Here is a 23,708-nt window from a genome sequence, read left to right as displayed (position 1 = left end):
TATTGCCCGGGTCTGAAAACACTCCCGGTTGTATTTCACGCAGTCCAACAGCAAGAGGGTTCCCGGCAGCCATCAATGGCTCGGGCTTCTTCGCGGGGGCGTCCTTGATGGTCACTCAGTAGCTCACTCTCACATGCCAGACGTCGTTATCTACAAGGGTAACGGGATAACCCGTGCCGCACGGGACGGTGACACCGCCGGGCTCGGCACCGCCTCAGGCGGGCCGGACCGGGATCCGGACCACCGTGGTGGGCTCCTCGAGGACGTCAGCGCCGACCGTGACGATCTCGGCCGTCCCCCCGCCGAGCTTCCGGATCACCTTGCGGGCCTTGTCGATCTCCTCGCCGGCGCTGCGTCCCTTGATCGCGAGGACCTGTCCACCCGCCCGGGTCAGGGGGATGGTCCACCCGGCGAGCGTGGAGAGGGCGGACACCGCACGCGCCGTGACGTAGTCACCGTGAAGAGTGCCTACCATCTCCTCGGCACGCGCCCGGTGCACGGTCACATTGTCGAGCGCGAGATCGTGGACGACCTCCTTCAGCCAGATGACGCGCCGCTCGAGCGGCTCCACGAGATCGAGGTGGAGATCGGGTCTCGCAATCGCGATCGCCAGGCCGGGCAGCCCTGCACCGCTTCCGACATCGACGACCGACGCGTCGGCGTCCATGAGCTCTGCCACGACGGCGCAGTTCAGCACATGACGTCCCCAGAGGCGCGGCACTTCTCGCGGCCCCAGCAACCCTCGTTCGATACCCGACGAGGCCAGATGGGTCACGAATCCGCGCGCCAGTCCGAGCCGGTCACCGAAGACGGCAGAAGCTGCCGTCAGTTCCTCGGCCGTCGGTTCAGGGGTACCGGGATCGAGGCGGGCAGAATCAGTCATCACTGGGGGAGATCACGATGTGCCGCGCCTGTCCCTCGCCCTCGGACTCACTCACGAACCCGAGATCGGCGACGACGTCGTGCACGATCTTCCGCTCGTACGCCGACATGGGCGCCAGTGCCATGTCCTCCCCGGTCTCCCTGACCGTCTCGACGGCGTCCTGCGCGATCTTCGTCAGCTCGCGACCGCGCCGGTCACGGTAGCCGTCGACGTCCAGGACCAGTCGCGACCGTGCGTCGGTGGCGGTCAGGACGCTGAGCCGGGTCAGCTCCTGCAGTGCCTCCAGCACCTCGCCGTCCCGTCCCACGAGCGAGCTGAGCCCGGTGTCGGATGCATCCTCGGACACGATCGAGATGTACGTGCGACCGCTGCGGACCTCGATATCGATGTCTCCGTCGATGTCCGCGATGTCGAGCAGTTCCTCCAGGTAGTCCGCCGCGACGTCCCCCTCTTCGTCCAGCCGGGATGCCTTGCCCGCCGAAGGAGTCTCGACGTCGTCGTCGGGCTCCGGCTCGTGGCCGGCGATCTGCTCTTCGTTGTCTACCGTCATCGCCTCTTCCTCTTCTTGCGCTGGGGCTGAACACGCTGGCCTCGGGGCTCCGGCACCGTCTCCACGGCCGGCTCGGTCTTACGCTCTCCGAGCAGTGGCGCGACGGGCAGGCCCTTCTTGGCCCGCCGGTCCGCGAGAGCCTTGGCGGCGGGAGATCCCGGAGTCGGCATCCTGCGGATGACGTAGAACTGCTGCGCCATCGTCCATACGTTGGTGGTGGTCCAGTAGACCAGGACACCGATGGGGAAGTTGATCCCGCCGATGCCGAACACGAGCGGAAGGATGTACAGCATGATCTTCTGCTGACGCATGAACGGGCTCTGCATGGCCTCTTCGGACATGTTCTTCGCCATGATCTGCTTCTGCGTGATGAACTGCGACGCCGTCATGGCGATGATCATGACCACGGAGAGGATGATGACGCTGATGTTCCCGTCGGCGCCGAAGCTGCCGAGGAACGTCGAGGAGAGCGGAGCACCGAAGATCGTCGCATCGTCGAACTGCCGGACGGACTCCGGCGACAGGGCCCCGATCCCCTCGTTGTCCTCGCTGGCCCGCGAGATCCCGTTGAGCACGGTGAAGAGGGCGAAGAAGAACGGCATCTGGATCAGGATTGGCAGGCACGCGGCGAACGGGTTTGTCCCGTGCTTCTTGTACAGGGCCATCTGTTCCTGCGTCATCGCCTGACGCGAGAGCTGGTCCGTCTTCCCCTTGTACTTCTGCTGCAGCTTGCGCAGGTCGGGCTGGAGCGCCTGCATGCCGCGCTGCGCCTTGATCTGCTTCACGAAGACGGGGATGAGTGCGGCACGGATGACGACGACGAGGCCGATGATCGACAGCACCCAGGTCCATCCGGATGCGGGATTCATTCCGAGGAACGTGAAGCCCTCGTGGAACATGAACATGATCCACGACACGAGCCACCTGAACGGTGTCAGGATCGTCTCAAAAAAACCCATAATCAGTCTGCTCCTCGGGCCGCGGGGCGGCTTTCGTCATCGGCCGGAATCACCGGGTGGTTCAACACAACTATCGCTGGCTCGTTCCCCTCGCGGAAACGCCGGCCACCCGGCGGGACGTGATCCACACCGCCCGGGTTCCAGGGGTGGCATCGCATCAGCCGCCTCGAAGCGAGCCAGCCGCCGCGCAGGAACCCGTGGACGGTTACGGCTTCGAGGGCGTACGCCGAACAACTCGGGTAGAACCGGCACACCGGCCCGTACAACGGAGAGACGACCTTCCGGTACGCGATCAGGAGTCCGATCACCGTCAGACGCGGGATCCCGATGACGAAGGCGAGCACTCTCCGAGCGACTTCACTCACGATACTCCGCCCTGCCTTCCGGGTGGTTCCGAGCCCCTCAGCTTCCGGGCGACCGCAGTCGTACAGGACGTGAAGTCCTTGGTGAGGGCGGGCCAGTCGCTCTCGGCGGCCGCCGGTAGAGCGCGGACGACGACGTCGAACCCGCAGGGATTCGCGCTGACCCACTCCGCCGCCAGGTGGCGCAGCCTCCGTTTAACGAGGTTGCGCATGACTGCGTTCCCGACGTTCTTGCCGACGATGAACCCGACCCGCGAGGGGGAGGACTCCGCCGTCACTGCGCCGTATAGCACAACGTTCCGGCGCCCTGACCGGGCACCGGAACGTACGGTACGTGCAAAATCCTTTGCCGTTCTCACCCGGTGGATCATCGGGAGCATGGGGGGAACCTGTTCCTCGCAGAGGGAGGGGAGCCCATGCCGACGCGATCATCCGCAGGATGCATGGCGAGGGAGGGACCGCTTATGCCGAGAGTTCGGTACGGCCCTTGCCGCGGCGCGCCGACAGGATGGCACGACCAGCGCGGGTGCGCATGCGAAGACGGAAACCGTGCTTCTTGGCACGACGGCGGTTATTCGGCTGAAAAGTCCGCTTGCTCACTGTAGTTACTCCAGAACGATCTTGAGATGCGTCCGGCCCATTGCAACAAGGGGGAAGAACAGACTGACGCGATGAAGGTGTACATCCGACATTCGCGAGAGAGCTGTCACATCCCGAGGCCTCTTAGTACCCGGGAACACCTGTGATGGCATGCGAAATGCAGACATGTTGGACTACACAACGGTAGGGGACAGCGCCGACGGGCGTCAAACCCGCGAGGGGGACGGCCTGTGGACGAGTTGTCCACCGCCCTGTGGACAACTGGTACTGAAATCACCCTACACGCACCCCTGGTGGGCCCGTCCAACACCCCCTGCAGGGCCTCCGACCCCGCGTCAGTCCGCTATCTTCTCCACTTTTCATCCTCTAGTCTTGGCTCTGGTCCGTTTATCCACGACATGTGCACAAGTCTGTGGATGACGGACATTTTCGACTGGAAGCACAGCCAAGAGGGGTGTTCGTGGGTACAGATGAGGTAAACGACGTCGGGAGCTCCTGGCGTAAGGTCATCCGCACCCTCGAACAGGACGACCGCGTCACCCCCCGCCAGCGCGGCTTCATGGTCCTCGCCCAGGCGCAGGGACTCATCGGGACGACGATGCTCATCGCCGTCCCGAACGAACTGACACGCGAGGTGCTGCAGACCCAGCTCAAGGGAGCCCTCGACGAGGCGCTGCGCGATGTGTTCCGCGAGGACATCCAGTGCGCGTTCGTGATCGATCCCGAGCTGACCCCTGTCACCGAGGAGGTCCCGGAACCGGAGCCGGCGGAGCAACCGTCCCCGGAGCCGAAGGGTGAAGCGAAACCGTCCCCGACGCCGCCCAGCAACTCACACGAGTTCGGCCGGCTCAATCCGAAGTACATCTTCGACACCTTCGTGATCGGGTCCTCCAACCGTTTCGCCCACGCTGCCGCAGTGGCAGTGGCGGAAGCCCCGGCGAAGGCCTACAACCCGCTGTTCATCTACGGCGACTCGGGACTGGGCAAGACCCACCTCCTGCACGCGATCGGCCACTATGCGAGGCACCTCTACACCGGCATCCGCGTCCGTTACGTGAACTCCGAGGAGTTCACCAACGACTTCATCAATTCGATCCGCGACGACGAGGGCTCGAGCTTCAAGCAGACCTACCGCAACGTGGACATCCTGCTGATCGACGACATCCAGTTCCTCTCCGGCAAGGACCGGACCATGGAGGAGTTCTTCCATACCTTCAATGCCCTGCACAACCACAGCAAGCAGGTCGTCATCACCTCCGACCTGCCACCCAAGCAGCTCATCGGGTTCGAGGAACGCATGCGTTCCCGCTTCGAGTGGGGCCTCCTCACCGACATCCAGCCTCCCGAGCTTGAGACGCGCATCGCCATCCTCCGGAAGAAGGCGATCAGCGACAGCCTGAGCGCGCCCGACGACGTGCTCGAGTACATCGCCTCCAAGATCGCCACGAACATCCGTGAACTCGAGGGTGCACTCATCAGGGTGACGGCCTTCGCCAGCCTGAACCGCCAGCCCGTGGACGTGAACTTGGCGGAGATCGTCCTGAAGGACCTGATTTCCGCCGACGGCGCCCAGGAGATCACGTCCACGGTGATCATGGCGCAGACCGCCGACTACTTCCAGATCAGCATGGAGGAACTGTGCAGCAAGTCGCGGACCAGGACCCTCGTGACGGCACGGCAGATCGCGATGTACCTCTGCCGTGAGCTGACCGACATGTCCCTGCCGAAGATCGGGCAGGAGCTCGGTGGACGCGACCACACGACCGTCATCCATGCCGACCGCAAGATCCGGGAACTCATGGCGGAACGCCGTGCGATCTTCAACCAGGTCACCGAACTCACCAACCGGATCAAGCACAAGCAGCGGGAAGCCTGACCCCGAGGGACCTCCTGGGGGCGACATCCGTAATTAACAGGTGTGGACACAGCTGTGGATAACCGGGGGGACATCCCGGTCCAACCTGAGGATAACCCCCCACCCGCCTGTGGATCCGCGGAATCACAAGAATTTTTCCCACACCCGTCCCCTGTGGGCCGTCGGCCCGACACACACCTTGTCCACAGGCAAAATCCGCGCCGCCGCCCCGCCCAGCGGGGTTATCCACAGAATCCACAGCAGTTATTAACACTACGAACCTTAAACTTCAAAAGCTCGTCAAATAACATTCCACGTCCCGCACGCCCCACACCCCTGCCCGCCGGAGCCCGCTTAGCCGGCTCGCTATCCGGCTAAGCTTTGACCCAGTAGGGTTGTAGTTCCCGTGCCGTGGGGACATCCGTCCAGGCATCGGGCCCGACCATCCGCCGGCGATTCGCCGGTGGCTGTTTTTTTGATCTGGCGAAAGGCGGCACTGCTCCGTGAAATTCAGAGTTGAGCGGGATGTACTTGCGGAGGCAGTGTCCTGGACCGCTCGTTCCCTGTCACCGCGCCCACCGGTGCCCGTTCTCGCCGGCCTCCTGATCAGAGCCGAAGGCGGCATGCTCAGCCTCGCGAGCTTCGACTACGAGATCTCGGCCCGCCTCGAGATCCCTGCCGACGTCCTCGAAGAAGGCACCATCCTTGTCTCGGGACGTCTCCTCGCCGACATCTGTCGGAGCCTGCCCTCCGCGCCGGTCGAGGTGGCCACCGACGGTTCCAAGGTGACGCTGACCTGCCGCAACAGCCGCTTCAACCTCGCCACCATGCCCGAAGGGGAATATCCCGAGCTGCCGAAACTTCCCGACGTGAGCGGCGTCGTCGATGGAGACGCCTTCGCCCAGGCCGTGTCGCAGGTCATCATCGCCGCAAGCCGTGACGACACCCTGCCGATCCTCACCGGCGTGCGGATGGAGATCGAGGACGACCTCATTACGCTGCTCGCCACGGACCGCTACCGCCTGGCCCTTCGCGAAGTCGCCTGGAAACCGTCGACCCCCGGCATCTCCACCAGCGCCCTCGTGAAGGCGAAGACCCTCAGCGAAGTAGCGAAGACCCTCGGCGGGGCCGGCGAGCTGAACATCGCGTTGTCGGACAACTCGGAACTGATCGGCTTCGAATCCGGGGGGCGTCGCACCACCTCGCTGCTCGTGGACGGGGACTACCCCAAGATCAGGTCGCTGTTTCCAGCCACCACTCCGATCCACGCGACCGTGCAGACCAGCGCGCTCGTGGAAGCGGTACGCCGCGTCTCGCTCGTCGCCGAACGCAACACACCCGTCCGCCTGGCTTTCTCGGAGGGTCAGGTGACCCTGGACGCCGGAACGGGGGAGGATGCCCAGGCATCCGAGGCGATCGAGGCCACGCTCGACGGCGACGACATCACCGTCGCATTCAACCCGCACTACCTCAGCGAGGGTCTGGGAGCGTTCAACAGCCCGTACGTGCGGTTCTCCTTCACCTCGCCGCCGAAACCCGCGGTGATCTCGGCCCAGGAGGACGCTTCCGGTGAGGACAGGGAAGACTACAGGTACCTGCTGATGCCTGTGCGGCTGCCCAATCTGTAGCCCGGCCAGCTGGTCCAAAGCCCGGTCGGCGGCCGGATGAACACATCATCAGAAAGAGAGCTCATGCACATCGGTCTCATCGGTCTCGGCAAAATGGGTTTCAACATGAGGGAGCGGCTCCGCGCGAACGGGATCGAGGTCACCGGCTTCGACCGCGCTCCCGATCGCACGGACGTATCGAGCCTCGAAGAACTCGTGTCCTCCCTGCCTGCCCCCCGGATCATCTGGGTGATGGTCCCGGCCGGCAAGATCACGCACGCCGTGGTCACCGATCTGTCACAGCTCCTGTCCGAGGGCGACCTCGTGATCGACGGCGGCAACTCCAGATTCACCGATGACCAGATCCACGCGACGCTGCTCGCCCAGAAGGGCATCCGATTCCTCGACTGTGGGGTCTCGGGCGGCGTCTGGGGCCTGGAGAACGGCTACGGCCTGATGGCCGGCGGCAGCGACGAGGACATCGCGCTGGCCCTGCCGATCTTCGATGCACTGCGTCCCGAGGGCGATCGGGCGGAGAGCTTCGTACACGTCGGCGACGTCGGAGCCGGGCACTACGCCAAGATGGTCCACAACGGCATCGAGTACGGGCTCATGCAGTCCTATGCGGAAGGCTACGAACTCCTCGAGGCCAAGGACATCGTGAAGGACGTCCACGGCACCTTCGCGGCATGGCAGAAGGGCACCGTCGTCCGGTCCTGGTTGCTGGATCTGGTGGTCAAGGCCCTGCAGGAGGACCCCGGCCTGGCGACCATCGCCGGTTACGTCGAGGATTCAGGCGAGGGTCGATGGACCGTCGAGGAGGCCATCGCGAACTCGATTCCGGCTCCCGCGATCACCGCCGCGCTGTTCGCGCGGTTCAATTCGCGGCAGGAGGACTCCCCGTCCATGAAGATGGTCGCAGCGCTCCGCAATCAGTTCGGCGGCCACGCGGTCAGGCCTGCCCAGCCGAAGCCCGAGTAAGTGCGCTCCGGTGTACGTTGAGCACCTCTCGCTCACCGGGTTCCGGAGCTATGGGCAGCTCGACATCGACATCGAGCCGGGCATCACCGTCTTCGTCGGGCCCAACGGCGTGGGGAAGACGAACATCGTCGAGGCGATCGGATACCTCGCAACGCTGTCCTCCCACCGGGTGAGCACCGACAGGCCGCTCATCGCTTTCGACGAGGACCGGGCCATCATCCGGGGCCGGCTGGTCCGCGGAGTGCAGCGCACCAGCGTGGAAGTCGAGATCAACGCCGACACCGCGAACCGGGCACGGATCAACCGGTCCAACCCGGTCCGTGCCAGGGATGCCGCGGGGATCCTGAAGACGGTGCTCTTCGCACCGGAGGACCTCAATCTCGTCAAGGGCGACCCGTCCGTGCGGCGCCGGTACCTGGACGAGGTCATGGTGTCACTGCTGCCACACCAGTCCGCATTGCGGGTGGACTACGAGCGGGTGCTCAAGCAACGCAACGCCCTGCTGAAATCGGCCCGCGCGGCGGGCAGGTTCTCGACGGCACACGAGGCCACCCTCGATGTGTGGGACCAGCACCTGGCCGAGTCCGGAGCCCGCCTGCTGTCAGCCCGGCTGGTCCTCGTCGACAAGCTCCGTCCCCATGTGCAGCGCGCCTACCGGGAGCTGACGGACGGTTCCAAGCGCGCGGACATCACCTACAGCTCGAGCGTCTCGCCGTCGTCCGACCCCCTGACGGAGGACCACGGCATGGACCCGGGGCGCGGTGAGGCGGACGACGCCCTGGGCGACCTCGACCAGGGTGCACTGACCGAGCTGTTCATCGCCGGTCTCCTCCGACACCGCAGGAAGGAACTCGAGCGCGGCATCTCCCTGGTCGGCCCGCATCGCGACGAGCTCGCGCTGTTGCTCGGCGGGGTGCCCGTCAAGGGATACGCCTCGCACGGTGAGACCTGGTCGATGGCCCTGGCGCTGCGACTGGCGTCCTACTACCTTCTGCTGGAGGAGGACCGGACGCCGGGAGGGGACCCCGTGCTCATCCTCGACGACGTCTTCGCGGAACTCGATGCGCAACGGCGCACCCGGCTCGCTGCCATCGTGGGGTCCGCCGAGCAGGTCCTCGTCACCGCGGCCGTGGGTGACGACATCCCCACGGCGCTCGACGGACGGCAGCTCCGGGTGGTGCCCGGCGCCGTCGCCGCGAGCGGCGGCCCGGGTGGAGCCGCCGGCGTCCCACTGGAGATTCCCGACCAGCCCGCGGCCGCCGATAGAGATGCCTCGGGAGGAATAGATGTCTGACGGAGCTTCCGGGGACACTCCTCCCGCGGACGGAACGGATGCGCAGGGTTCCGGCGATCGATCGGGCAGGCGCGCGGCGGAGGGCGACGAGCCGTCGCGCACGCCCTCCCCGAAGGATGAGTTCCCGGAGCAGGATGCCCCGCAGGCCCTCCTCAACCGGCTGCGGAGCGCATCGCAGGCCAGGGGCACGCCCCGGGAGGCGGTATCGAAGCGCGCGGCGAAGACGACGCGCCGCCGGTACTCGCCCGAGCCGGTCTACGGCGGCAGGGATCCCGAGGGGGTGGGCAACGTCTTCTCGCGGATGCTCGCCGAGCGGGGATGGAAGTCGCCGGTCGCGATCGGATCGGTGCTGTCGCGCTGGAGCGAGATCGTCGGGACCGACATCGCAGCGCACTGCGTACCGGAGAGCTTCGACGCGGACACAGTCCTGGTCCGGTGTGATTCGACGGCCTGGGCCACGCAGCTGCGGCTCATCACCCCGCAGGTGCTCCAGCGGTTCGAGGCCGAGCTCGGCCCGGGAGTCGTCACACGGCTGTCGGTCATCGGGCCCGCCGCTCCGACCTGGCGCAAGGGCGGACGCTCCGTCAAGGGCCGCGGGCCGCGGGACACGTACGGGTGATCCGGGAGCCCGGTCACGCCGTCCGCTGAGCGGCCTGTAGCGCAATCGGGGTCCCGGCCGCCGTATCCGGGCTCACGGATGGTACTGCCGTCCGGTCTGATGTGGGTTTATTGGCCAGTGAAGGGGTGTTCGCGCCGGACGTCGGCCCTCCGCAGGGTAGAATAGGGGAGATTGTTTTGGTCGATCCAGCTGAGGAGCCGTCTACGCCTGTGGCACACGAGAACGAGTTGAATGCAAGCGATGTGAAGATAGGCGACGGCGAGTCCCCGATCCTGGAGGCGGCCACCGAACACGCATACGGCGCCAGTGAGATCACGGTGCTCGAAGGCCTGGAAGCTGTCCGGAAACGCCCGGGCATGTACATCGGATCGACAGGGCCCCGGGGTCTGCACCACCTCGTCTACGAAGTCGTGGACAACTCGGTCGACGAGGCGCTGGCCGGCTACTGCGACCACATCGAGATCTCGCTCCAGTCCGACGGCGGCGTCAAGGTGGTCGACAACGGCCGCGGCATCCCCGTGGACATGCACCCTACCGAGGGCCGGCCGACCGTGGAAGTGGTCATGACCATCCTCCACGCCGGCGGCAAGTTCGGCGGCGGCGGCTATGCCGTATCCGGTGGCCTGCACGGCGTCGGTATCTCCGTGGTCAACGCCCTCTCCCGGCGCGTGGAGACGGAGGTGCGGCGCCAGGGCCACGTGTGGCGGCAGTCCTTCGCGGACGGCGGCAAACCCGTCGGCGAGCTGCGGAAGGGTGAGCAGACGTCCGAGACGGGCACCACGCAGACGTTCTACCCCGACGATTCGATCTTCGAGAGCACCGAGTTCGACTTCGAGACACTCCGCGCACGCTTCCAGCAGATGGCGTTCCTCAACAAGGGACTGCGTATCACGCTGACGGACGAGCGCGCGGATGCCGTCGAAACGGACGAGGTCACGGAGGTCCAGAGCGCGCAGGACGCCGACGGGGAGCCGAAGCATCGGTCCGTGGTGTACCTCTACGAGAACGGGCTGCTCGACTACGTCCGCCACCTCAACTCGTCCAAGCGCGTGGATGTGATCCACCCCGACGTCATCGCCTTCGAGACCGAGGACACCGACCGCAGGATGGCCGTCGAAGTGGCCCTGCAGTGGACGTCGGCGTATTCGGAGAGCGTGCACACCTACGCGAACACGATCAACACGCACGAGGGCGGGACGCACGAGGAAGGTTTCCGTGCGGCCATGACCACCCTGATCAACAAGTACGCACGCGAGAAGAACATCATCAAGGAGAAGGACGACAACCTCACGGGTGACGACATCCGCGAGGGCCTGACCGCCGTCATCTCGGTCAAGCTGTCGGAGCCGCAGTTCGAGGGCCAGACGAAGACCAAGCTCGGCAACTCCGAGGCGAAGGGATTCGTCCAGCGGGTTGTCACCGATCAGCTCGGCGATTGGCTGGAGCGCAACCCCGGGCCGGCCCGCGACGTCATCCGCAAGTCGATCCAGGCATCGCAGGCGCGCCTCGCAGCCCGCAAGGCGAGGGAATCCACCCGCCGCAAGGGCCTGCTCGAATCCGGGGGCATGCCCGGCAAGCTCAAGGACTGTCAGTCGAAGGACCCCGCGCGGTCCGAGATCTACATCGTCGAGGGCGACTCCGCCGGCGGCTCCGCGGTCCGCGGACGGAATCCCGAGACCCAGGCCATCCTGCCGCTGCGCGGCAAGATCCTGAACGTGGAGCGTGCCCGCCTCGACCGCGCCCTCGGCAACAGCGAGGTCCAGGCCATGATCACCGCCTTCGGCGCGGGGATCGGCGAGGACTTCAACGTGGACAAGGCCAGGTATCACAAGATCGTGCTGATGGCCGATGCCGACGTGGACGGCCAGCACATCACGACGCTGCTGCTGACCCTGCTGTTCCGCTACATGCGGCCGCTCATCGAGAACGGCTTCGTGTATCTCGCGCAGCCGCCGCTCTACCGGATCAAGTGGTCCAATGCGAAGCACGACTACGTGTTCAGCGACCGGGAGCGCGACGAGGTCATCAAGATGGGTATGGCCAACAACCAGCGACTGCCCAAGGACAACGGGATCCAGCGCTACAAGGGCCTCGGTGAGATGGACTACACGGAACTGTGGGACACCACCATGGATCCGGACCACCGCACCCTGCTGCAGGTGACCATGGACGACGCCGCAGCGGCCGACCAGGTGTTCTCCGTCCTGATGGGCGAGGACGTCGAATCCCGCCGCAACTTCATCCAGCAGAACGCCAAGGACGTGCGGTTCCTCGACATCTGACGGGTAGCCCCGGCATTCTGCCGGCGCAACGAAAGTAAGAGCGGACTCAGGGTCCCTGCCCGAGCTTGCGAGGGAAAGGGCGACGTCCGGTCGAGCGCCTGTACAGAACGCAGGGGCCACCCTTGCTCGGATTCGCCAGTACTGCGGGGCAAAAATTGACGAACGGAACTGATTCATGAGTGACGACATCACCGGCAACGGACCCGACGAGCCCATCGAGGGCGAGGTCCTGACGGACCGCGTCGAGCAGGTCGACCTGCAGACGGAGATGCAGCGGTCCTACCTGGACTACGCGATGGCGGTCATCGTGGGCAGGGCGCTGCCCGACGTCCGCGACGGACTGAAGCCGGTGCACCGCCGTGTGCTCTACGCGATGTTCGACGGCGGCTACCGGCCCGACCGGTCGTTCAACAAGTGCGCCCGCGTGGTCGGCGAAGTCATGGGCCAGTACCACCCGCACGGCGACTCGGCGATCTACGACGCCCTGGTGCGCCTCATCCAGGACTGGACGATGCGCTACCCGCTGGCGCTCGGTCAGGGGAACTTCGGATCACCGGGCAACGACGGCGCCGCCGCCCCGCGATACACCGAGACGAAGATGGCCCCGCTCGCCATGGAGATGGTGCGGGACATCGACGAGGAGACCGTCGACTTCCAGGACAACTACGACGGCAAGAACCAGGAGCCGACGATCCTCCCGTCGCGCTTCCCGAACCTGCTCGTCAACGGATCCTCCGGCATCGCCGTCGGCATGGCCACGAACATCCCGCCGCACAACCTGCGCGAAGTGGCCGACGGGGTCCAGTGGTACCTCGAGAACCCGGACGCCACGAAGGAGGAGCTCCTCGAGGCACTGATCGTGCGCATCAAGGGACCCGACTTCCCCACCGGCGCCCAGATCCTCGGCCACAAGGGGATCGAGGACGCCTACCGGACGGGGCGCGGATCCGTCACGATGCGGGCCGTCGTCAACGTCGAGGAGATCCAGAACCGCACGTGTCTCGTCGTCACGGAACTGCCCTACCAGGCCAACCCTGACAACCTCGCGATCAAGATCGCGGAACTCGTCAAGGACGGCAAGGTCAGCGGCATCGCCGATCTCCGCGACGAGACGTCCGGCCGCACCGGCCAGCGCCTGGTGATCGTGCTGAAGCGCGACGCCGTCGCGAAGGTGGTTCTCAACAACCTGTACAAGCACACGCAGCTGCAGGACAACTTCAGTGCCAACATGCTGGCCATCGTCGACGACGTGCCCCGCACGCTCAGCCTCGATGCGTTCATCCGCCACTGGGTGACCCACCAGCTCGAGGTCATCGTGCGCCGCACGCGGTACCGGCTGCGCAAGGCGGAGGAGGAGGCCCACATCCTCCGCGGACTGCTGAAGGCCCTCGACGCCCTGGACGAGGTCATCGCGCTGATCCGCGCCTCGTCCACGACGGAGCAGGCCCGGGACGGTCTGATGGAGCTGCTCTCCATCGACGAGCTGCAGGCCACGGCCATCCTGAACATGCAGCTCCGGCGCCTCGCGGCCCTCGAGCGGCAGAAGATCCAGGACCGCCATGCCGAACTCGAGTCGATGATCACGGAGTTCAACCGGATCCTCGCCTCCGAGGACGTGCAGCGCGGCATCGTCAGCACCGAACTCGCGGAGATCGTCGCCAAGTTCGGCGACGACCGCCGCACCGAGATCCTCATGGGCTACGACGGCGACATGAGCATGGAGGACCTGATCCCCGAGGAGGAGATGGTCGTCACCATCACCCGCGGCGGATACGTCAAGCGCACACGCAGTGACAACTACCGTCAGCAGGCGCGTGGCGGCAAGGGCATCCGGGGTGCGCAGCTGCGCGGCGACGACGTCGTCGAACACTTCTTCGTCACCACCACCCACCACTGGCTCCTGTTCTTCACCAACCTGGGTCGGGTCTACCGCGCGAAGGCGTACGAACTCGTCGAGGCCGCGCGGGACGCCAAGGGCCAGCACGTGGCGAATCTCCTGGCCTTCCAGCCCGACGAGACGATCGCCCAGGTCCTCGACCTGCGTGACTACCAGCAGTCGCCCTACCTGGTCCTCGCGACCAAGCGCGGCCTGGTGAAGAAGACCCGCCTCGAGGACTACGACACCAACCGCACCGCCGGCGTGATCGCGATCAACCTGCGCGACACCGACGAGCTCGTCTCCGCGCAGCTGGTGTCCGGCGACGACGACATCATGCTCGTCTCCCGCAAGGGCCAGTCGCTGCGGTTCACGGCCGACGACGACGCCCTGCGGCCCATGGGGCGCGCCACCTCGGGTGTGACCGGCATGAAGTTCCGCCCGGACGACGAGCTGTTGGCCGCCAACGTGGTCACGGACGCCTCCTACGTCTTCATCGTCACCGAGGGCGGCTTCGCGAAGCGCACCAAGGTGGACGACTACCGCGTGCAGGGCCGCGGAGGGCTCGGCATCAAGGTCGCGAAGCTGGCCGAGGAACGCGGGGACCTCGTCGGAGCGCTCGTGGTCCAGGAGGAGGACGAGGTCCTCGTGGTCATGGGCGGCGGGAAAGTGGTGCGCTCGGCGGTGGCGGGAGTCCCCGCCAAGGGTCGCGACACCATGGGCGTCATCTTCGCGAAGCCCGACAAGACCGACCGCATCATCGCCGTCGCCCGGAACAGTGAGCGCAGCGTCGCCGTCGAGGAGGGCCTCATCGATGATCCGACCGAAGCCAGCCCGGATGTCGACGTGATCGGTACGATCACCCCGCAGGAGGATCCTGCGGAGTTCACAGCCGATGAAGTACGGTTGTCGACAGAGGAAACGGCTGAGCCCGACGCTGAGTCGCCCGAACACGGAGGTAACGAGTGAGCTCGGCCAACACCAACCCGCGGTCGTCCAGCGGACAAGTGCGATCGTCCGGGGCAGCGCCGCGCGTGAATGCTCCTGCCCGGCCGCCGCAGCGGCCCGCGGCCGGTGGGCAGGCCGCCCGTCCGGGGCAGCGCCCCGGTCTCGTGAAGCCGGCGCCGAAGGCCAAGGCCCGCAAGGCGCGGCTGCTCGTCAGCAAGGTGGATCCCTGGTCGGTCCTGAAGATGTCGTTCCTGCTGTCCGTCGCGCTCGGGATCGTCACCGTCGTCGCGTCCTTCGTCATCTGGACCGTCCTCGACCTGACGGGCATCTTCGACGGGGTGAACGAACTGCTCCGCGAGATCGCAGGGTCCGAGAGCGGCGGGTTCGACCTTCGCCAGTTCGCCTCCCTGCCGCAGGTCCTCTCCTTCGCGACGATCATCGCCGTCGTGAACGTGGTGCTCCTGACCGCCCTGGCCATGCTCTCGGCCGTGCTGTACAACATCTCGTCCACCCTCGTCGGCGGTATCGGCGTCACGCTGACCGACGACTAGGAGACCGGCCCCTTCGGCGCCCCCGGGCGATTTGAAGAATGCCGAGACACTACTGTAAAGTCGTGTCTCGGCCCGAAGAGGTATCGGGGCGTATAGCTCAGGCGGTTAGAGCGCTTCGCTGATAACGAAGAGGTCCCAGGTTCAAGTCCTGGTACGCCCACGGATCCACCACTCGCAGGGAACTGCAAGGAGACTGTCGTGAAGAAGTTGCTCGTCGCAGCAGCGGCTGCCGCAAGTGTCCTCGTGTACAAGCGGTGGAAGGATTCCGAGAAGAGCAAGAGCGTCTGGAGCAGTGCGACGGACGAAGTAGTCTAGCTTCACGGAACGGCGTCCGGGACTCACCGGACGAGGTTCCTTTCGGGGGCATGGCGCAATTGGTAGCGCACCTGCTTTGCAAGCAGGGGGTTCGGGGTTCGAGTCCCCGTGCCTCCACCGAAGGAAAGCCCCGGCCACCGGCCGGGGCTTTTCGCGTTCATGGAGTGGATGATGGGCCGCCTGTGCCGTGCCCTACAGTTGCCGGGTGACTATCTTCCTCTCGATCCTCGGCGTCATCGGGGTATCGGCGTCCGGACCGATCATGGCGGCAACCGCCGCGCCGGTCCTGGCCATCGCTTTCTGGCGCAATCTGCTCGGGGCTGCCCTGATGGGAGGGCCCGCGCTCGTGTCCAAGAGGGCCGAGTTCGCCGCCCTGACGCGTGCAGAGTACCGGCGGCTCGGTATTGCCGCCGTGGCGCTCGCCCTCCACTTCGCATGCTTCATCACCGCGTTGAAACTGACGTCCGTTGCGGCTGCCACGGCTCTGGTATGCCTCCAGGTCGCATGGATCGCACTCTTCAACGCCCTGCTGGGATCGCGACCGCAGGCGGCCGTGGTCGCGGGCCTCGGAGTCGCCTTCGTGGGAGTCGTCATCATCACCGGGTTCGATCTCTCGCTGTCGCGGGAGGCGCTCCTCGGCGACCTGCTGGCCCTCGCCGGCGGAGCCCTGGCCGCGGTCTACCAGATGGCCGGAGCTGCCGCCCGGCGGACCCTGTCCACGGGGACCTACACCACGCTCTGCTACGGCGCCTGTGCACTGATCCTGGTGGTCCTGTGTGCCGCTACCGGGCAGCCGATCGTCGGCTTCAGCCCTGCTGCCTGGGCGGGCATCCTCGCCGTGACACTGCTGGCGCAGATCATGGGACACTCCGTCTTCAACCACCTCCTGGCGGTCATGAGCCCGCTTGTCGTCTCCATGATCATCCTGCTCGAGATCCCGGGGGCTGCGATCCTTGCGGCGGTGTTCCTCGGCGAGCAGCTCCCGCTCGGGACCTACGGTGGGCTGATCCTCATCCTCGTCGGCCTCGCCGTCGTCATCCGCGGCCAGCAGCGGCGGAAGGCGCGCCTTTCCCCGGTCGACCCCGGGACCGCGACAGCGCCACCGCCCGGACTGGGTGGTCGGTAATAGTCCATGGTGGTTATATGCGGCGCTCGTGATAGACGTTAAGTGAGGAAACCCCGGCCCATGGGCCGGGGTTTCCTCCGTGTGGTGCTGCGCTGTCAGGCTTTCGAGTCGCCGTCCGACGGCTTGGCGTGCTTGGCTGCCTCCGTGGCGTCCTTCGCCTTGTCGGCAACGGTCTGGGCCGCATCCGCCGCCGTGTTCTTGCTGTCATCCTTGGCACCGCTCACGGGGGTACTCTTGGTGGTGCCTTCCGAGGCGGCGGCACGATCAGCCGCTTCCTTGACGGACGTGACGACGTCCTTGGCCTCCTGGGTCTTGGCGCTCGATGCCGGAGCAGGAGCTGCCTTGATCGGAGCCGGCGTCTTCCAGGGGTCCTCGACGGGCTTCGATGCCCGCCAGACGGCGACACCGGCCACGAGTGCGCTCAGAACGATGCCGACGATGAGCCAGCCCTTGCCCTTGCTGCGTCGCTGGCTCTTCTTCAGGTCCTTGGAGGCCTGCAGCGTGGCAGCTACCAGTCGCTTTTGGGCCTTCTTGACCGCCTTCTTGTCACCCGTGATCCGAATGACGGCCTTCTCGACCGCGGGCGGCACATGTGCGGAGGCGAGCGAGCGGGACGCGGTGTCCGCTGCCTCGCCCAACCTGATGGACAGCGTCGGCAGGTAATCGTCGACCACCTTGACCTTCGCCGAGTTCAGTGCCGGCGCCGCCTTGTCGAGGGTGCCCTGGATCTTCGGCGTGGTGTCGTCGATGACCTGCGAGATGCGCGGACCGACCTTGTCGATACCGTCCTGGATCTTCGGCGCGACGACAGCGATACCACCGGCGATACCACCGGAGATTCCCTCCGTGGCCTTGCGGACTGTGACCTGCAGTGCGGGTCCGGCGGTCTCCCTGCCCTTCTCCCATCGTGGCTTCGCCCACTCGTACGCGGCGTCGACGCGTGGTGTGGCCCATTCGCGTGCGGCGGCCAGTCCGGCAGCTGCTGCCAGTCCGAGTGCGACGCCTTCTTCGAGTTCGTGGGTAGCGCGTACGTTCTTCTTCACAAAAACCTCCAAGGGGGGTGGTTACTCGTTTTGATCAGCCTACGTTGCATGGGCAGACGGTGCTATCCGGCCGGTAGGTCAGTGCCCGGCGACGGTGCCGTTTCACTGTGCGCGGAATGGCCCTGCTCCAGCTTATTGTCAGATGCCGCGTGGAAGAATGGCCTGATGACTGCTATTCCGACAGCAAAAGCGACCATCCACACCAACCAGGGCGACATCGAGGTGAACCTCTTCGGCAACCACGCGCCGAAGACGGTCAAGAACTTCGTGGGCCTCGCGACCGGTGAGATCGCCTGGACCCACCCGCAGACCGGCGAGGAGAGCACTGCTCCCCTCTACGACGGGACGATCTTCCACCGCATCATCAGGGACTTCATGATCCAGGGCGGGGATCCCCTGGGCCAGGGCACAGGCGGCCCCGGCTACAAGTTCGACGACGAGATCAACCCGGATCTCTCCTTCAAGGAGCCCTACAAGCTGGCGATGGCGAACGCCGGCACCCAGGGTGGGCGCGGTACCAACGGCTCGCAGTTCTTCATCACCTCCGTCCCCACCACATGGCTGCAGGGCAAGCACACCATCTTCGGCGACGTCACCGACGAGGGATCGCGTGCGGTGGTCGACAAGCTGAACTCGATCGCCACCGACATGAGGGACAAGCCCCTGGAGGACGTCGTCATCAAGAGCATCACCGTGGAACAGCTCTAACCCAGATGTCCTATGGTGTCCCCGCGCCCGACGCCGGAAGCCGGCAGGCCCCGGTCTGTCCACGCCACCCTGACCGCGTCAGCTATGTGAGATGCCAGAGGTGCGACCGGCCTGCGTGCGCAGAGTGCCAGAGGCCGGCGGCGGTCGGTTTCCAGTGCGTGGAGTGCGTACGGGAGCAGGCCGCCGGCGCCCCGGTCCACCGCAATGCTTTCGGTGGGGTCGTGCGCGGGGACACCAGCATCGTGACCTACACGCTGATCGGCATCTGCGTGGTGGTCTTCCTGCTGCAGCTGGTGCTGCCCGGGGTGACCAACGCTTTCATCTACGCGCCGTTCTTCACGGCCGGCGTCGAGGGGGCCGTGCCGGCCCAGCCCTGGCGCATGCTGACGGCCGCGTTCCTCCATTCACCGGGCTCGTTCCTCCACATCGCCTTCAACATGTACGCGCTCTACATCCTGGGGAAGGTCCTGGAGCCGGCGCTGGGACGGGCGAGGTTCCTCGCGCTGTACCTGATCTCCGCCCTGGGCGGATCTGTCGGCGTCCTGCTGTTGTCCGGGAACCCCGGACAGGGCGTCGTCGGCGCCTCCGGCGCGGTGTTCGGACTGTTCGGAGCGCTCTTCATCGTCCAGCGGAAGCGGGGCGGCGACGTACGGCAGATCGTCGTCCTGATCGCCATCAACGCCGCGCTGGGATTCCTGGTGCCATCGATCGCATGGCAGGCCCATCTGGGCGGGCTCGTTGCCGGCGCTGCGTGCGCCGCGGTGATCGCGTACGTCCCACGCGGTCCCCGCCAGGCAAGGCTCCAGTGGCTGGGGCTGGGAGGCGTCGTCGTGCTCCTGCTCCTGCTGACCCTGCTGGGAGTCTCCCTCCTCCCGTTCTAGGGACGCACATCCAGGGGAACGAATTCGGGGAGGGTCGGCGCACATCGCGCCGGCCCTCCCCTAGTTGTCCACACCCTTTATCCACACGGGGGATAACTTACACACATGTAATTCCACAGCTGTGGATAAGCCTTGGACCGGATTTTCGGGCCCTTCCCCGGATCATCAACATTTCTGTGCACATCTGTGGATAACTTTCTACACACCATGTGTACAGAGCGTGGAGGGCGTTCCGCCGCCCATCGCCGACGTGCGTCTACCGCCAGCGCGTCGTCATGAGGAACCCGACGATCGCGATGCCGAATCCGGCGAGGATGTTCCACGACCCCCAGGCCTCGACCGGGAAGCGGGCTTCCGAGATGTAGAACGTGATGATCCAGAGCAGGCCGATGATCATGAGACCGAACATGACGGGCTTGTACCAGACAGGGTTCGGCTTCGGCTGTGAGGACTTCACGGCGGGAGCGGCGGACCTGGCTCTCTTACGGGGCTTCGACTCGGGCACGGTTTCTCCTCGGCAGGGCACGGCTGCGGTCAGCTGCGCCGGTGGTCGTACCGGCCGCCATTCCATGCCCGGACCCGCAGGCTATCCTGAAGGAGAACAACGTCGGGCGGCCCGGTTATCCCCATGATTCTAGCCAAGAACCGCCCGATACCCGTGCAACCGGAGGCAGGAGCGGCAGTGGTCAGGTCGGCCGTCGATGCTGCGTTGCGCAACCCGGCGGCCAGGGAGCGTCCGGAGCGCCGCCGTCGTACCCCGTTCCAGTTGGCGGCCCACGTACTCGGCGAGCTGCTGGTCACCGCGGGTGTGGTCCTCCTCCTGTTCGTCGGGTGGGAGCTCTGGTGGACCAACATCGACGCCGGGATCAGGCAGGAGCAGGCGCTCGAGGAGTTCTTCTCGGACGTGCCGTCCATCGAGGAGGCACCCCTGTCCCCGGTGCAGGGCGGAGATGCGGCCGCCTCCGAGGATTTCGGCGAACCCGCCGTCCTTCCGGCGGCGGACCTCAGCGGGACGTTCGGGGCCGTCTACATCCCCCGCTTCGGCGAGGACTACTCACGACCGGTCACCTCCGGGGTCGGTTCCGACGTGCTCGACAACCTCGGGCTGGGGCACTATCCGGGGACGGGCGCGCCGGGCGCCGTGGGGAACTTCGCCCTCGCCGGGCATCGCCAGACACACGGGCAGGTGCTTGACCGGATCCACACGCTGGTCCCGGGTGACAGGATCTACGTCCAGACCCGCCAGGGCTACTACACGTACGTCTACCGCAACACGGGGATCGTGCTGCCGGACCGTGTGGATGTGATCGCGCCGGTACCAGCGGAGCCCGGAGCAGAGCCGGGGGACCGGATCCTCACCCTGACGAGCTGCAATCCGAGGTTCGGCGCGCAGGAGCGTATTATTGCTTACTCGGTGCTGGAATCCTGGCGTCCCTCGGACGCCGGGCCCCCACCCGAGATCACTGAGCAGGTAGCCCGCGCGGCAGGACAGGGATAGTCACGATGTACGGATGGATCTTCCGGACCCTCCCCGGACCGCGATGGCTGCGCATCATCCTCTCCATGGTCCTGGCCCTCGTGGGCGTCGCGATGCTGATGCTCTTCGTGTTCCCCTGGGTCTCCCAGATCACCCCGCTCACAGACTCAACGATTGGTTCCCCCTAGCTCATGGCCGACACCACCCGAATCCTCGTCGTCGACAACTACGACAGCTTCGTCTATACGCTGGTCGGCTATCTGCAGGAACTCGGCGCGGAGACGACAGTGGTCCGCAACGACGACCTCACACTCGCCGAAGTGCAGGAGATGGCAGCCTCCCGCGATGGGGTCCTGATCTCACCCGGCCCGGGGACACCCGCCGATGCGGGAGTGTGCGTCGACCTCATCCGCTGGTGCGGCGAGAACGCCAAGCCCATGCTCGGGGTCTGCCTCGGCCATCAGGCGCTCGCGGAGGCGTACGGCGGAACGGTCACCCATGCGCCCGAGCTGATGCACGGCAAGACCTCCCTCGTGGAACACGATGCCACCAGTGTGTTCGCAGGGCTCCCCTCACCGGTCACGGCGACGCGTTACCACTCGCTCGCGGCCGTCAGTGACGACGTCCCGGACGAGCTCTCGGTCACGGCCCGCACGGCCAGTGGCATCATCATGGGCCTGGAACACCGCAGCGCGCCGCTGTGCGGCGTCCAGTTCCATCCGGAATCGGTCCTGACCGAGGGCGGGTACCGAATGCTCGGCAACTGGCTCGAATCCCTGGGCCTCGAGGGTGCAGCCGCCCTGTCGGCAGGACTCAGCCCGCTGATCGCCCGCTAGTCGCCGTCCTCCGTCGGCCGCGGTTCCGACTGTTCTCCCGTCGGCCGACCCTGCGGCTGGTCGGTCGGCGGGTCGGCGGGCACCGGGGTGGGTTCCTGGGTCGGTTCCGTCGTGGGTTCCGGGGTGGGTTCGGCCGGGGCTTTCGCGACGGTGAGGACGATCTCCGTGCCCTGCGGGACCTGGGACCGTGCGGGCTCCGACTGTGCCGTGATGACACCGGGCTGTACCACGCTGTTCTCGACCTCACGGACGCTGAAGGGCAGCTGTACCGCCGGGTCCTCGAGCAGGGCCTGTGCCTGCGCGATCGTGAGATCGGTGAGCAGGGGAACCGTCACCCTGCCGCTGGAGAGTACGAGGTCCACCGCGCTGCCGACCGGCACGGACTGTCCGGGCTGTGGATTCGTGGTGATGACACGCCCCTGCGCGACGGTGGCACTGGTCTCCTCGGTGACGTTGCCACCCTTCAGGCGCAGGCCTTCGAGCGCATCGCGTGCCGAGGACTCCGTGAGGCCGGGGAGGGAATCGGGCAGCACCACATTCGCGGGGCCGAGGGATACCGTGATGTTCACGCGGGAGTCCGGCTCGACCGACGCCCCCGCCGCCGGGTCGGAGGCGACGACGTCCCCTGCGTCGACCGAGGCGTTGAACTCCTCGTCCGAGGACGGAACAAGGCCCGCATCCACGATGGCGTCCCGGGCGTCGCCCTCCGGCATACCGATCAGTTCGGGCACACTGACCGTCGCCACGTCCTCGACGGGCCGGTTGTTCATGGAGGTGATGACGAAGAAGCCGGCTGTCAGCACGAGCAACACCGCCACGAGGAACACGGTGCTCCAGGCAGCTCGGGAGGCCCGGCGCCGTCGATCCTTCCGCTCGTCCGCCTCGTCCCTGTCCCGCAGGATATCGAGCCGGTCGTCGGGGTCCTCGTCCGGGTGGTGATCCAGTGCCGCCGGTGGCTGGTCGCCCGGGACCCTGTCCATGGCGCGCGTACTCGGTCCGCCGGATGCGGACGCACCCAGGGTTGCAGGGTAGGTCCGCGACGCCGTGACGTCCATCATCTCCGTTGCGTCCGTCGCAGCAGCAGCGAGGACCACGCCGCGTCCGGCGTCGAGCAGTGCGCCCCGGAATGCGGCCGCGTCCCGGAACCGGTGGTCACGGTCCTTCTGGAGCGCCCTGGCGAGCACGGAGTCGAGCGCCGGGGTCACCTCGGGGTTCAGGCTGCTCGCGAGTGGTGGTGCCTCCCGCACGTGCTGGTAGGCGACGGAGACGGGACTGTCGCCGATGAACGGTGGTCGTCCGGTGAGCAGCTCGAACAGCAGGCAGCCGGTCGAGTACAGGTCGCTCCGCGCATCGACGGTCTCACCGCGCGCCTGTTCGGGCGAGAGGTACTGCGCCGTCCCCAGCACGGCCTGCGTCTGGGTCATGGTGGCCTGTGAATCAGCGATGGCGCGGGCGATCCCGAAATCCATGACCTTGACGGCGCCGGCGGGCGTGATCATCACGTTGGCGGGCTTGATGTCACGGTGGACGATGCCCGCCCGGTGGCTGTACTCGAGCGCGCGGAGGACGCCCGCCACATAGGTGACGGCGTTCTCCGGGGTGAGGTCGCCGGCCTTGACGTGATCGCGCAGGGTGAGCCCCTCCACGTACTCCATGACGATGAACGGGACCCGCACCTCGTGCTGCGGCCGATCGGGGATCTCCTCCTCACCCGTGTCGTACACCGCCACGATGCTCGGATTGTTCAGCCCGGCCACGGCCTGGGCCTCCCGCCTGAACCTCGCCTGGAAGAGCGGATCCCTCGCGAGGTCCTCGCGCAGCACCTTGATGGCGACCGACCGGCCGAGGCGGAGGTCGACGCCCCTGTACACATCGGCCATGCCGCCGCGGCCGATCAGCTCACGGACCTCGTAGCGCCCGTTCAGGATGCGCTCGGTGGTTGTCACGTCGCCTCC

24 protein-coding genes and 2 tRNA genes are annotated in these 23,708 nt (G+C 66.3%); 17 read left to right on the top strand and 9 right to left on the bottom strand.

The features are described from left to right. Positions 1 to 214: 214 nt before the first annotated feature. The 6 genes from rsmG to rpmH all read right to left on the bottom strand — a co-directional run bounded on the left by rsmG (position 215) and on the right by rpmH (position 3,354). Complete coding sequence (gene rsmG / locus AC4D2F_RS16630) at positions 215 to 883, bottom strand: 16S rRNA (guanine(527)-N(7))-methyltransferase RsmG (RefSeq protein WP_104167555.1); 669 nt, start codon at positions 881 to 883, stop codon at positions 215 to 217. After that, on the bottom strand, positions 876 to 1,433 hold the full coding sequence (locus AC4D2F_RS16625; protein ID WP_104167554.1) for a Jag family protein: 558 nt from the start codon (positions 1,431 to 1,433) through the stop codon (positions 876 to 878). The genes rsmG and AC4D2F_RS16625 overlap by 8 nt, the downstream gene beginning before the upstream one ends. After that, the gene (gene yidC / locus AC4D2F_RS16620) at positions 1,430 to 2,392 is read right to left on the bottom strand and encodes a membrane protein insertase YidC (RefSeq protein ID WP_490911588.1); all 963 of its coding nucleotides are present in this window, start codon (positions 2,390 to 2,392) and stop codon (positions 1,430 to 1,432) included. Before yidC ends, AC4D2F_RS16625 begins: the two co-directional genes overlap by 4 nt. A gap of 2 nt (positions 2,393 to 2,394) precedes the next feature. Then, positions 2,395 to 2,736, bottom strand: coding sequence for a membrane protein insertion efficiency factor YidD (gene yidD / locus AC4D2F_RS16615; protein WP_490911621.1), 342 nt, complete (start codon positions 2,734 to 2,736; stop codon positions 2,395 to 2,397). A 17-nt stretch (positions 2,737 to 2,753) separates the two neighbouring features. Further along, positions 2,754 to 3,134: a ribonuclease P protein component gene (gene rnpA, locus AC4D2F_RS16610; protein WP_104167552.1), complete on the bottom strand. Its 381-nt coding sequence runs from the start codon at positions 3,132 to 3,134 to the stop codon at positions 2,754 to 2,756. Positions 3,135 to 3,216: 82 nt separating this feature from the next. After that, positions 3,217 to 3,354 (bottom strand): 50S ribosomal protein L34, encoded by a 138-nt coding sequence (gene rpmH, locus AC4D2F_RS16605; protein WP_022892375.1) that lies wholly within the window; start codon positions 3,352 to 3,354, stop codon positions 3,217 to 3,219. Positions 3,355 to 3,814: 460 nt separating this feature from the next. On the opposite strand from rpmH, the gene dnaA reads away from it, so the two are divergent. The 12 genes from dnaA (at position 3,815) to AC4D2F_RS16545 (ending at position 16,808) form a co-directional block, all read left to right on the top strand. Then, positions 3,815 to 5,230 carry a chromosomal replication initiator protein DnaA gene (dnaA, locus tag AC4D2F_RS16600; protein ID WP_181033614.1) on the top strand — a complete coding sequence of 472 codons (1,416 nt, stop codon included), beginning with the start codon at positions 3,815 to 3,817 and terminating at the stop codon, positions 5,228 to 5,230. Between the two features lie 482 nt (positions 5,231 to 5,712). Continuing rightward, complete coding sequence (gene dnaN / locus AC4D2F_RS16595) at positions 5,713 to 6,837, top strand: DNA polymerase III subunit beta (RefSeq protein WP_490911587.1); 1,125 nt, start codon at positions 5,713 to 5,715, stop codon at positions 6,835 to 6,837. Between the two features lie 63 nt (positions 6,838 to 6,900). Continuing rightward, on the top strand, positions 6,901 to 7,797 hold the full coding sequence (gene gnd, locus AC4D2F_RS16590; RefSeq protein WP_490911586.1) for a phosphogluconate dehydrogenase (NAD(+)-dependent, decarboxylating): 897 nt from the start codon (positions 6,901 to 6,903) through the stop codon (positions 7,795 to 7,797). A gap of 10 nt (positions 7,798 to 7,807) precedes the next feature. Continuing rightward, on the top strand, positions 7,808 to 9,091 hold the full coding sequence (gene recF, locus AC4D2F_RS16585; protein ID WP_490911585.1) for a DNA replication/repair protein RecF: 1,284 nt from the start codon (positions 7,808 to 7,810) through the stop codon (positions 9,089 to 9,091). Then, a complete protein-coding gene (locus AC4D2F_RS16580; protein WP_490911584.1) occupies positions 9,084 to 9,710 on the top strand; it encodes a DciA family protein in 627 nt (208 codons plus the stop codon). Before recF ends, AC4D2F_RS16580 begins: the two co-directional genes overlap by 8 nt. 242 nt (positions 9,711 to 9,952) lie before the next feature. Then, the gene (gene gyrB, locus AC4D2F_RS16575) at positions 9,953 to 11,992 is read left to right on the top strand and encodes a DNA topoisomerase (ATP-hydrolyzing) subunit B (protein WP_490911583.1); all 2,040 of its coding nucleotides are present in this window, start codon (positions 9,953 to 9,955) and stop codon (positions 11,990 to 11,992) included. 175 nt (positions 11,993 to 12,167) lie between these two features. Beyond that, positions 12,168 to 14,837, top strand: coding sequence for a DNA gyrase subunit A (gene gyrA / locus AC4D2F_RS16570; RefSeq protein WP_104167545.1), 2,670 nt, complete (start codon positions 12,168 to 12,170; stop codon positions 14,835 to 14,837). Beyond that, positions 14,834 to 15,367, top strand: a complete 534-nt coding sequence (locus AC4D2F_RS16565; RefSeq protein WP_104167544.1) for a DUF3566 domain-containing protein — start codon at positions 14,834 to 14,836, stop codon at positions 15,365 to 15,367. The genes gyrA and AC4D2F_RS16565 overlap by 4 nt, the downstream gene beginning before the upstream one ends. An 86-nt stretch (positions 15,368 to 15,453) precedes the next feature. After that, positions 15,454 to 15,527: transfer RNA gene (locus AC4D2F_RS16560), tRNA-Ile, on the top strand. Positions 15,528 to 15,565: 38 nt separating this feature from the next. Then, positions 15,566 to 15,682, top strand: a complete 117-nt coding sequence (locus tag AC4D2F_RS16555; protein WP_219815704.1) for a DLW-39 family protein — start codon at positions 15,566 to 15,568, stop codon at positions 15,680 to 15,682. 44 nt (positions 15,683 to 15,726) lie between these two features. Then, positions 15,727 to 15,799: transfer RNA gene (locus AC4D2F_RS16550), tRNA-Ala, on the top strand. Positions 15,800 to 15,887: 88 nt separating this feature from the next. Then, entirely contained in the window at positions 15,888 to 16,808 is a 921-nt protein-coding gene (locus tag AC4D2F_RS16545) for a DMT family transporter (protein WP_104167543.1), read from the top strand. A gap of 95 nt (positions 16,809 to 16,903) precedes the next feature. Here the strand turns inward: AC4D2F_RS16545 and AC4D2F_RS16540 are convergent, their stop codons facing one another. Next, positions 16,904 to 17,851, bottom strand: coding sequence for a hypothetical protein (locus tag AC4D2F_RS16540; protein WP_104167542.1), 948 nt, complete (start codon positions 17,849 to 17,851; stop codon positions 16,904 to 16,906). 165 nt (positions 17,852 to 18,016) lie between these two features. Here AC4D2F_RS16540 and AC4D2F_RS16535 point away from each other — a divergent pair, with 165 nt between their 5' ends. Both AC4D2F_RS16535 and AC4D2F_RS16530 read left to right on the top strand, forming a co-directional pair. Continuing rightward, a complete protein-coding gene (locus AC4D2F_RS16535) occupies positions 18,017 to 18,559 on the top strand; it encodes a peptidylprolyl isomerase (RefSeq protein ID WP_104167541.1) in 543 nt (180 codons plus the stop codon). 221 nt (positions 18,560 to 18,780) lie between these two features. After that, on the top strand, positions 18,781 to 19,440 hold the full coding sequence (locus AC4D2F_RS16530; protein WP_306738519.1) for a rhomboid family intramembrane serine protease: 660 nt from the start codon (positions 18,781 to 18,783) through the stop codon (positions 19,438 to 19,440). Positions 19,441 to 19,696: 256 nt separating this feature from the next. Here the strand turns inward: AC4D2F_RS16530 and AC4D2F_RS16525 are convergent, their stop codons facing one another. After that, positions 19,697 to 19,945 carry a cell division protein CrgA gene (locus AC4D2F_RS16525; RefSeq protein ID WP_104167539.1) on the bottom strand — a complete coding sequence of 83 codons (249 nt, stop codon included), beginning with the start codon at positions 19,943 to 19,945 and terminating at the stop codon, positions 19,697 to 19,699. A gap of 177 nt (positions 19,946 to 20,122) precedes the next feature. Here AC4D2F_RS16525 and AC4D2F_RS16520 point away from each other — a divergent pair, with 177 nt between their 5' ends. Genes AC4D2F_RS16520 through AC4D2F_RS16510 form a run of 3 tightly spaced genes read left to right on the top strand, consistent with a single transcriptional unit; the run spans position 20,123 to position 21,753 of the window. Further along, positions 20,123 to 20,938 (top strand): class E sortase, encoded by an 816-nt coding sequence (locus AC4D2F_RS16520; protein ID WP_490911582.1) that lies wholly within the window; start codon positions 20,123 to 20,125, stop codon positions 20,936 to 20,938. Positions 20,939 to 20,943: 5 nt separating this feature from the next. Next, positions 20,944 to 21,105, top strand: a complete 162-nt coding sequence (locus AC4D2F_RS16515; protein ID WP_490911581.1) for a hypothetical protein — start codon at positions 20,944 to 20,946, stop codon at positions 21,103 to 21,105. A gap of 3 nt (positions 21,106 to 21,108) precedes the next feature. Continuing rightward, the gene (locus AC4D2F_RS16510; protein ID WP_490911580.1) at positions 21,109 to 21,753 is read left to right on the top strand and encodes an aminodeoxychorismate/anthranilate synthase component II; all 645 of its coding nucleotides are present in this window, start codon (positions 21,109 to 21,111) and stop codon (positions 21,751 to 21,753) included. On the opposite strand, the gene pknB is transcribed toward AC4D2F_RS16510, so the two are convergent. Beyond that, on the bottom strand, positions 21,750 to 23,699 hold the full coding sequence (gene pknB / locus AC4D2F_RS16505) for a Stk1 family PASTA domain-containing Ser/Thr kinase (RefSeq protein ID WP_490911579.1): 1,950 nt from the start codon (positions 23,697 to 23,699) through the stop codon (positions 21,750 to 21,752). The genes AC4D2F_RS16510 and pknB overlap by 4 nt on opposite strands. Between the last annotated feature and the right edge of the window lie 9 nt (positions 23,700 to 23,708).

The sequence above is a fragment of the Arthrobacter sp. TJ-263 genome (assembly GCF_058269155.1).
Note: the sequence above shows the minus strand (reverse complement) of the source record. Positions and strands in the feature narration are given on the sequence as shown.

Coding starts and splice junctions, on each gene's coding strand:
- AC4D2F_RS16625 (WP_104167554.1), bottom strand. CDS start 1,433: ATGACGGTAGACAACGAAGAGCAGATCGCCGGCCACGAGCCGGAGCCC.
- rnpA (WP_104167552.1), bottom strand. CDS start 3,134: ATGCTCCCGATGATCCACCGGGTGAGAACGGCAAAGGATTTTGCACGT.
- rsmG (WP_104167555.1), bottom strand. CDS start 883: ATGACTGATTCTGCCCGCCTCGATCCCGGTACCCCTGAACCGACGGCC.
- AC4D2F_RS16510 (WP_490911580.1), top strand. CDS start 21,109: ATGGCCGACACCACCCGAATCCTCGTCGTCGACAACTACGACAGCTTC.
- yidC (WP_490911588.1), bottom strand. CDS start 2,392: ATGGGTTTTTTTGAGACGATCCTGACACCGTTCAGGTGGCTCGTGTCG.
- AC4D2F_RS16580 (WP_490911584.1), top strand. CDS start 9,084: ATGTCTGACGGAGCTTCCGGGGACACTCCTCCCGCGGACGGAACGGAT.
- gnd (WP_490911586.1), top strand. CDS start 6,901: ATGCACATCGGTCTCATCGGTCTCGGCAAAATGGGTTTCAACATGAGG.
- AC4D2F_RS16535 (WP_104167541.1), top strand. CDS start 18,017: ATGACTGCTATTCCGACAGCAAAAGCGACCATCCACACCAACCAGGGC.
- AC4D2F_RS16515 (WP_490911581.1), top strand. CDS start 20,944: ATGTACGGATGGATCTTCCGGACCCTCCCCGGACCGCGATGGCTGCGC.
- gyrA (WP_104167545.1), top strand. CDS start 12,168: ATGAGTGACGACATCACCGGCAACGGACCCGACGAGCCCATCGAGGGC.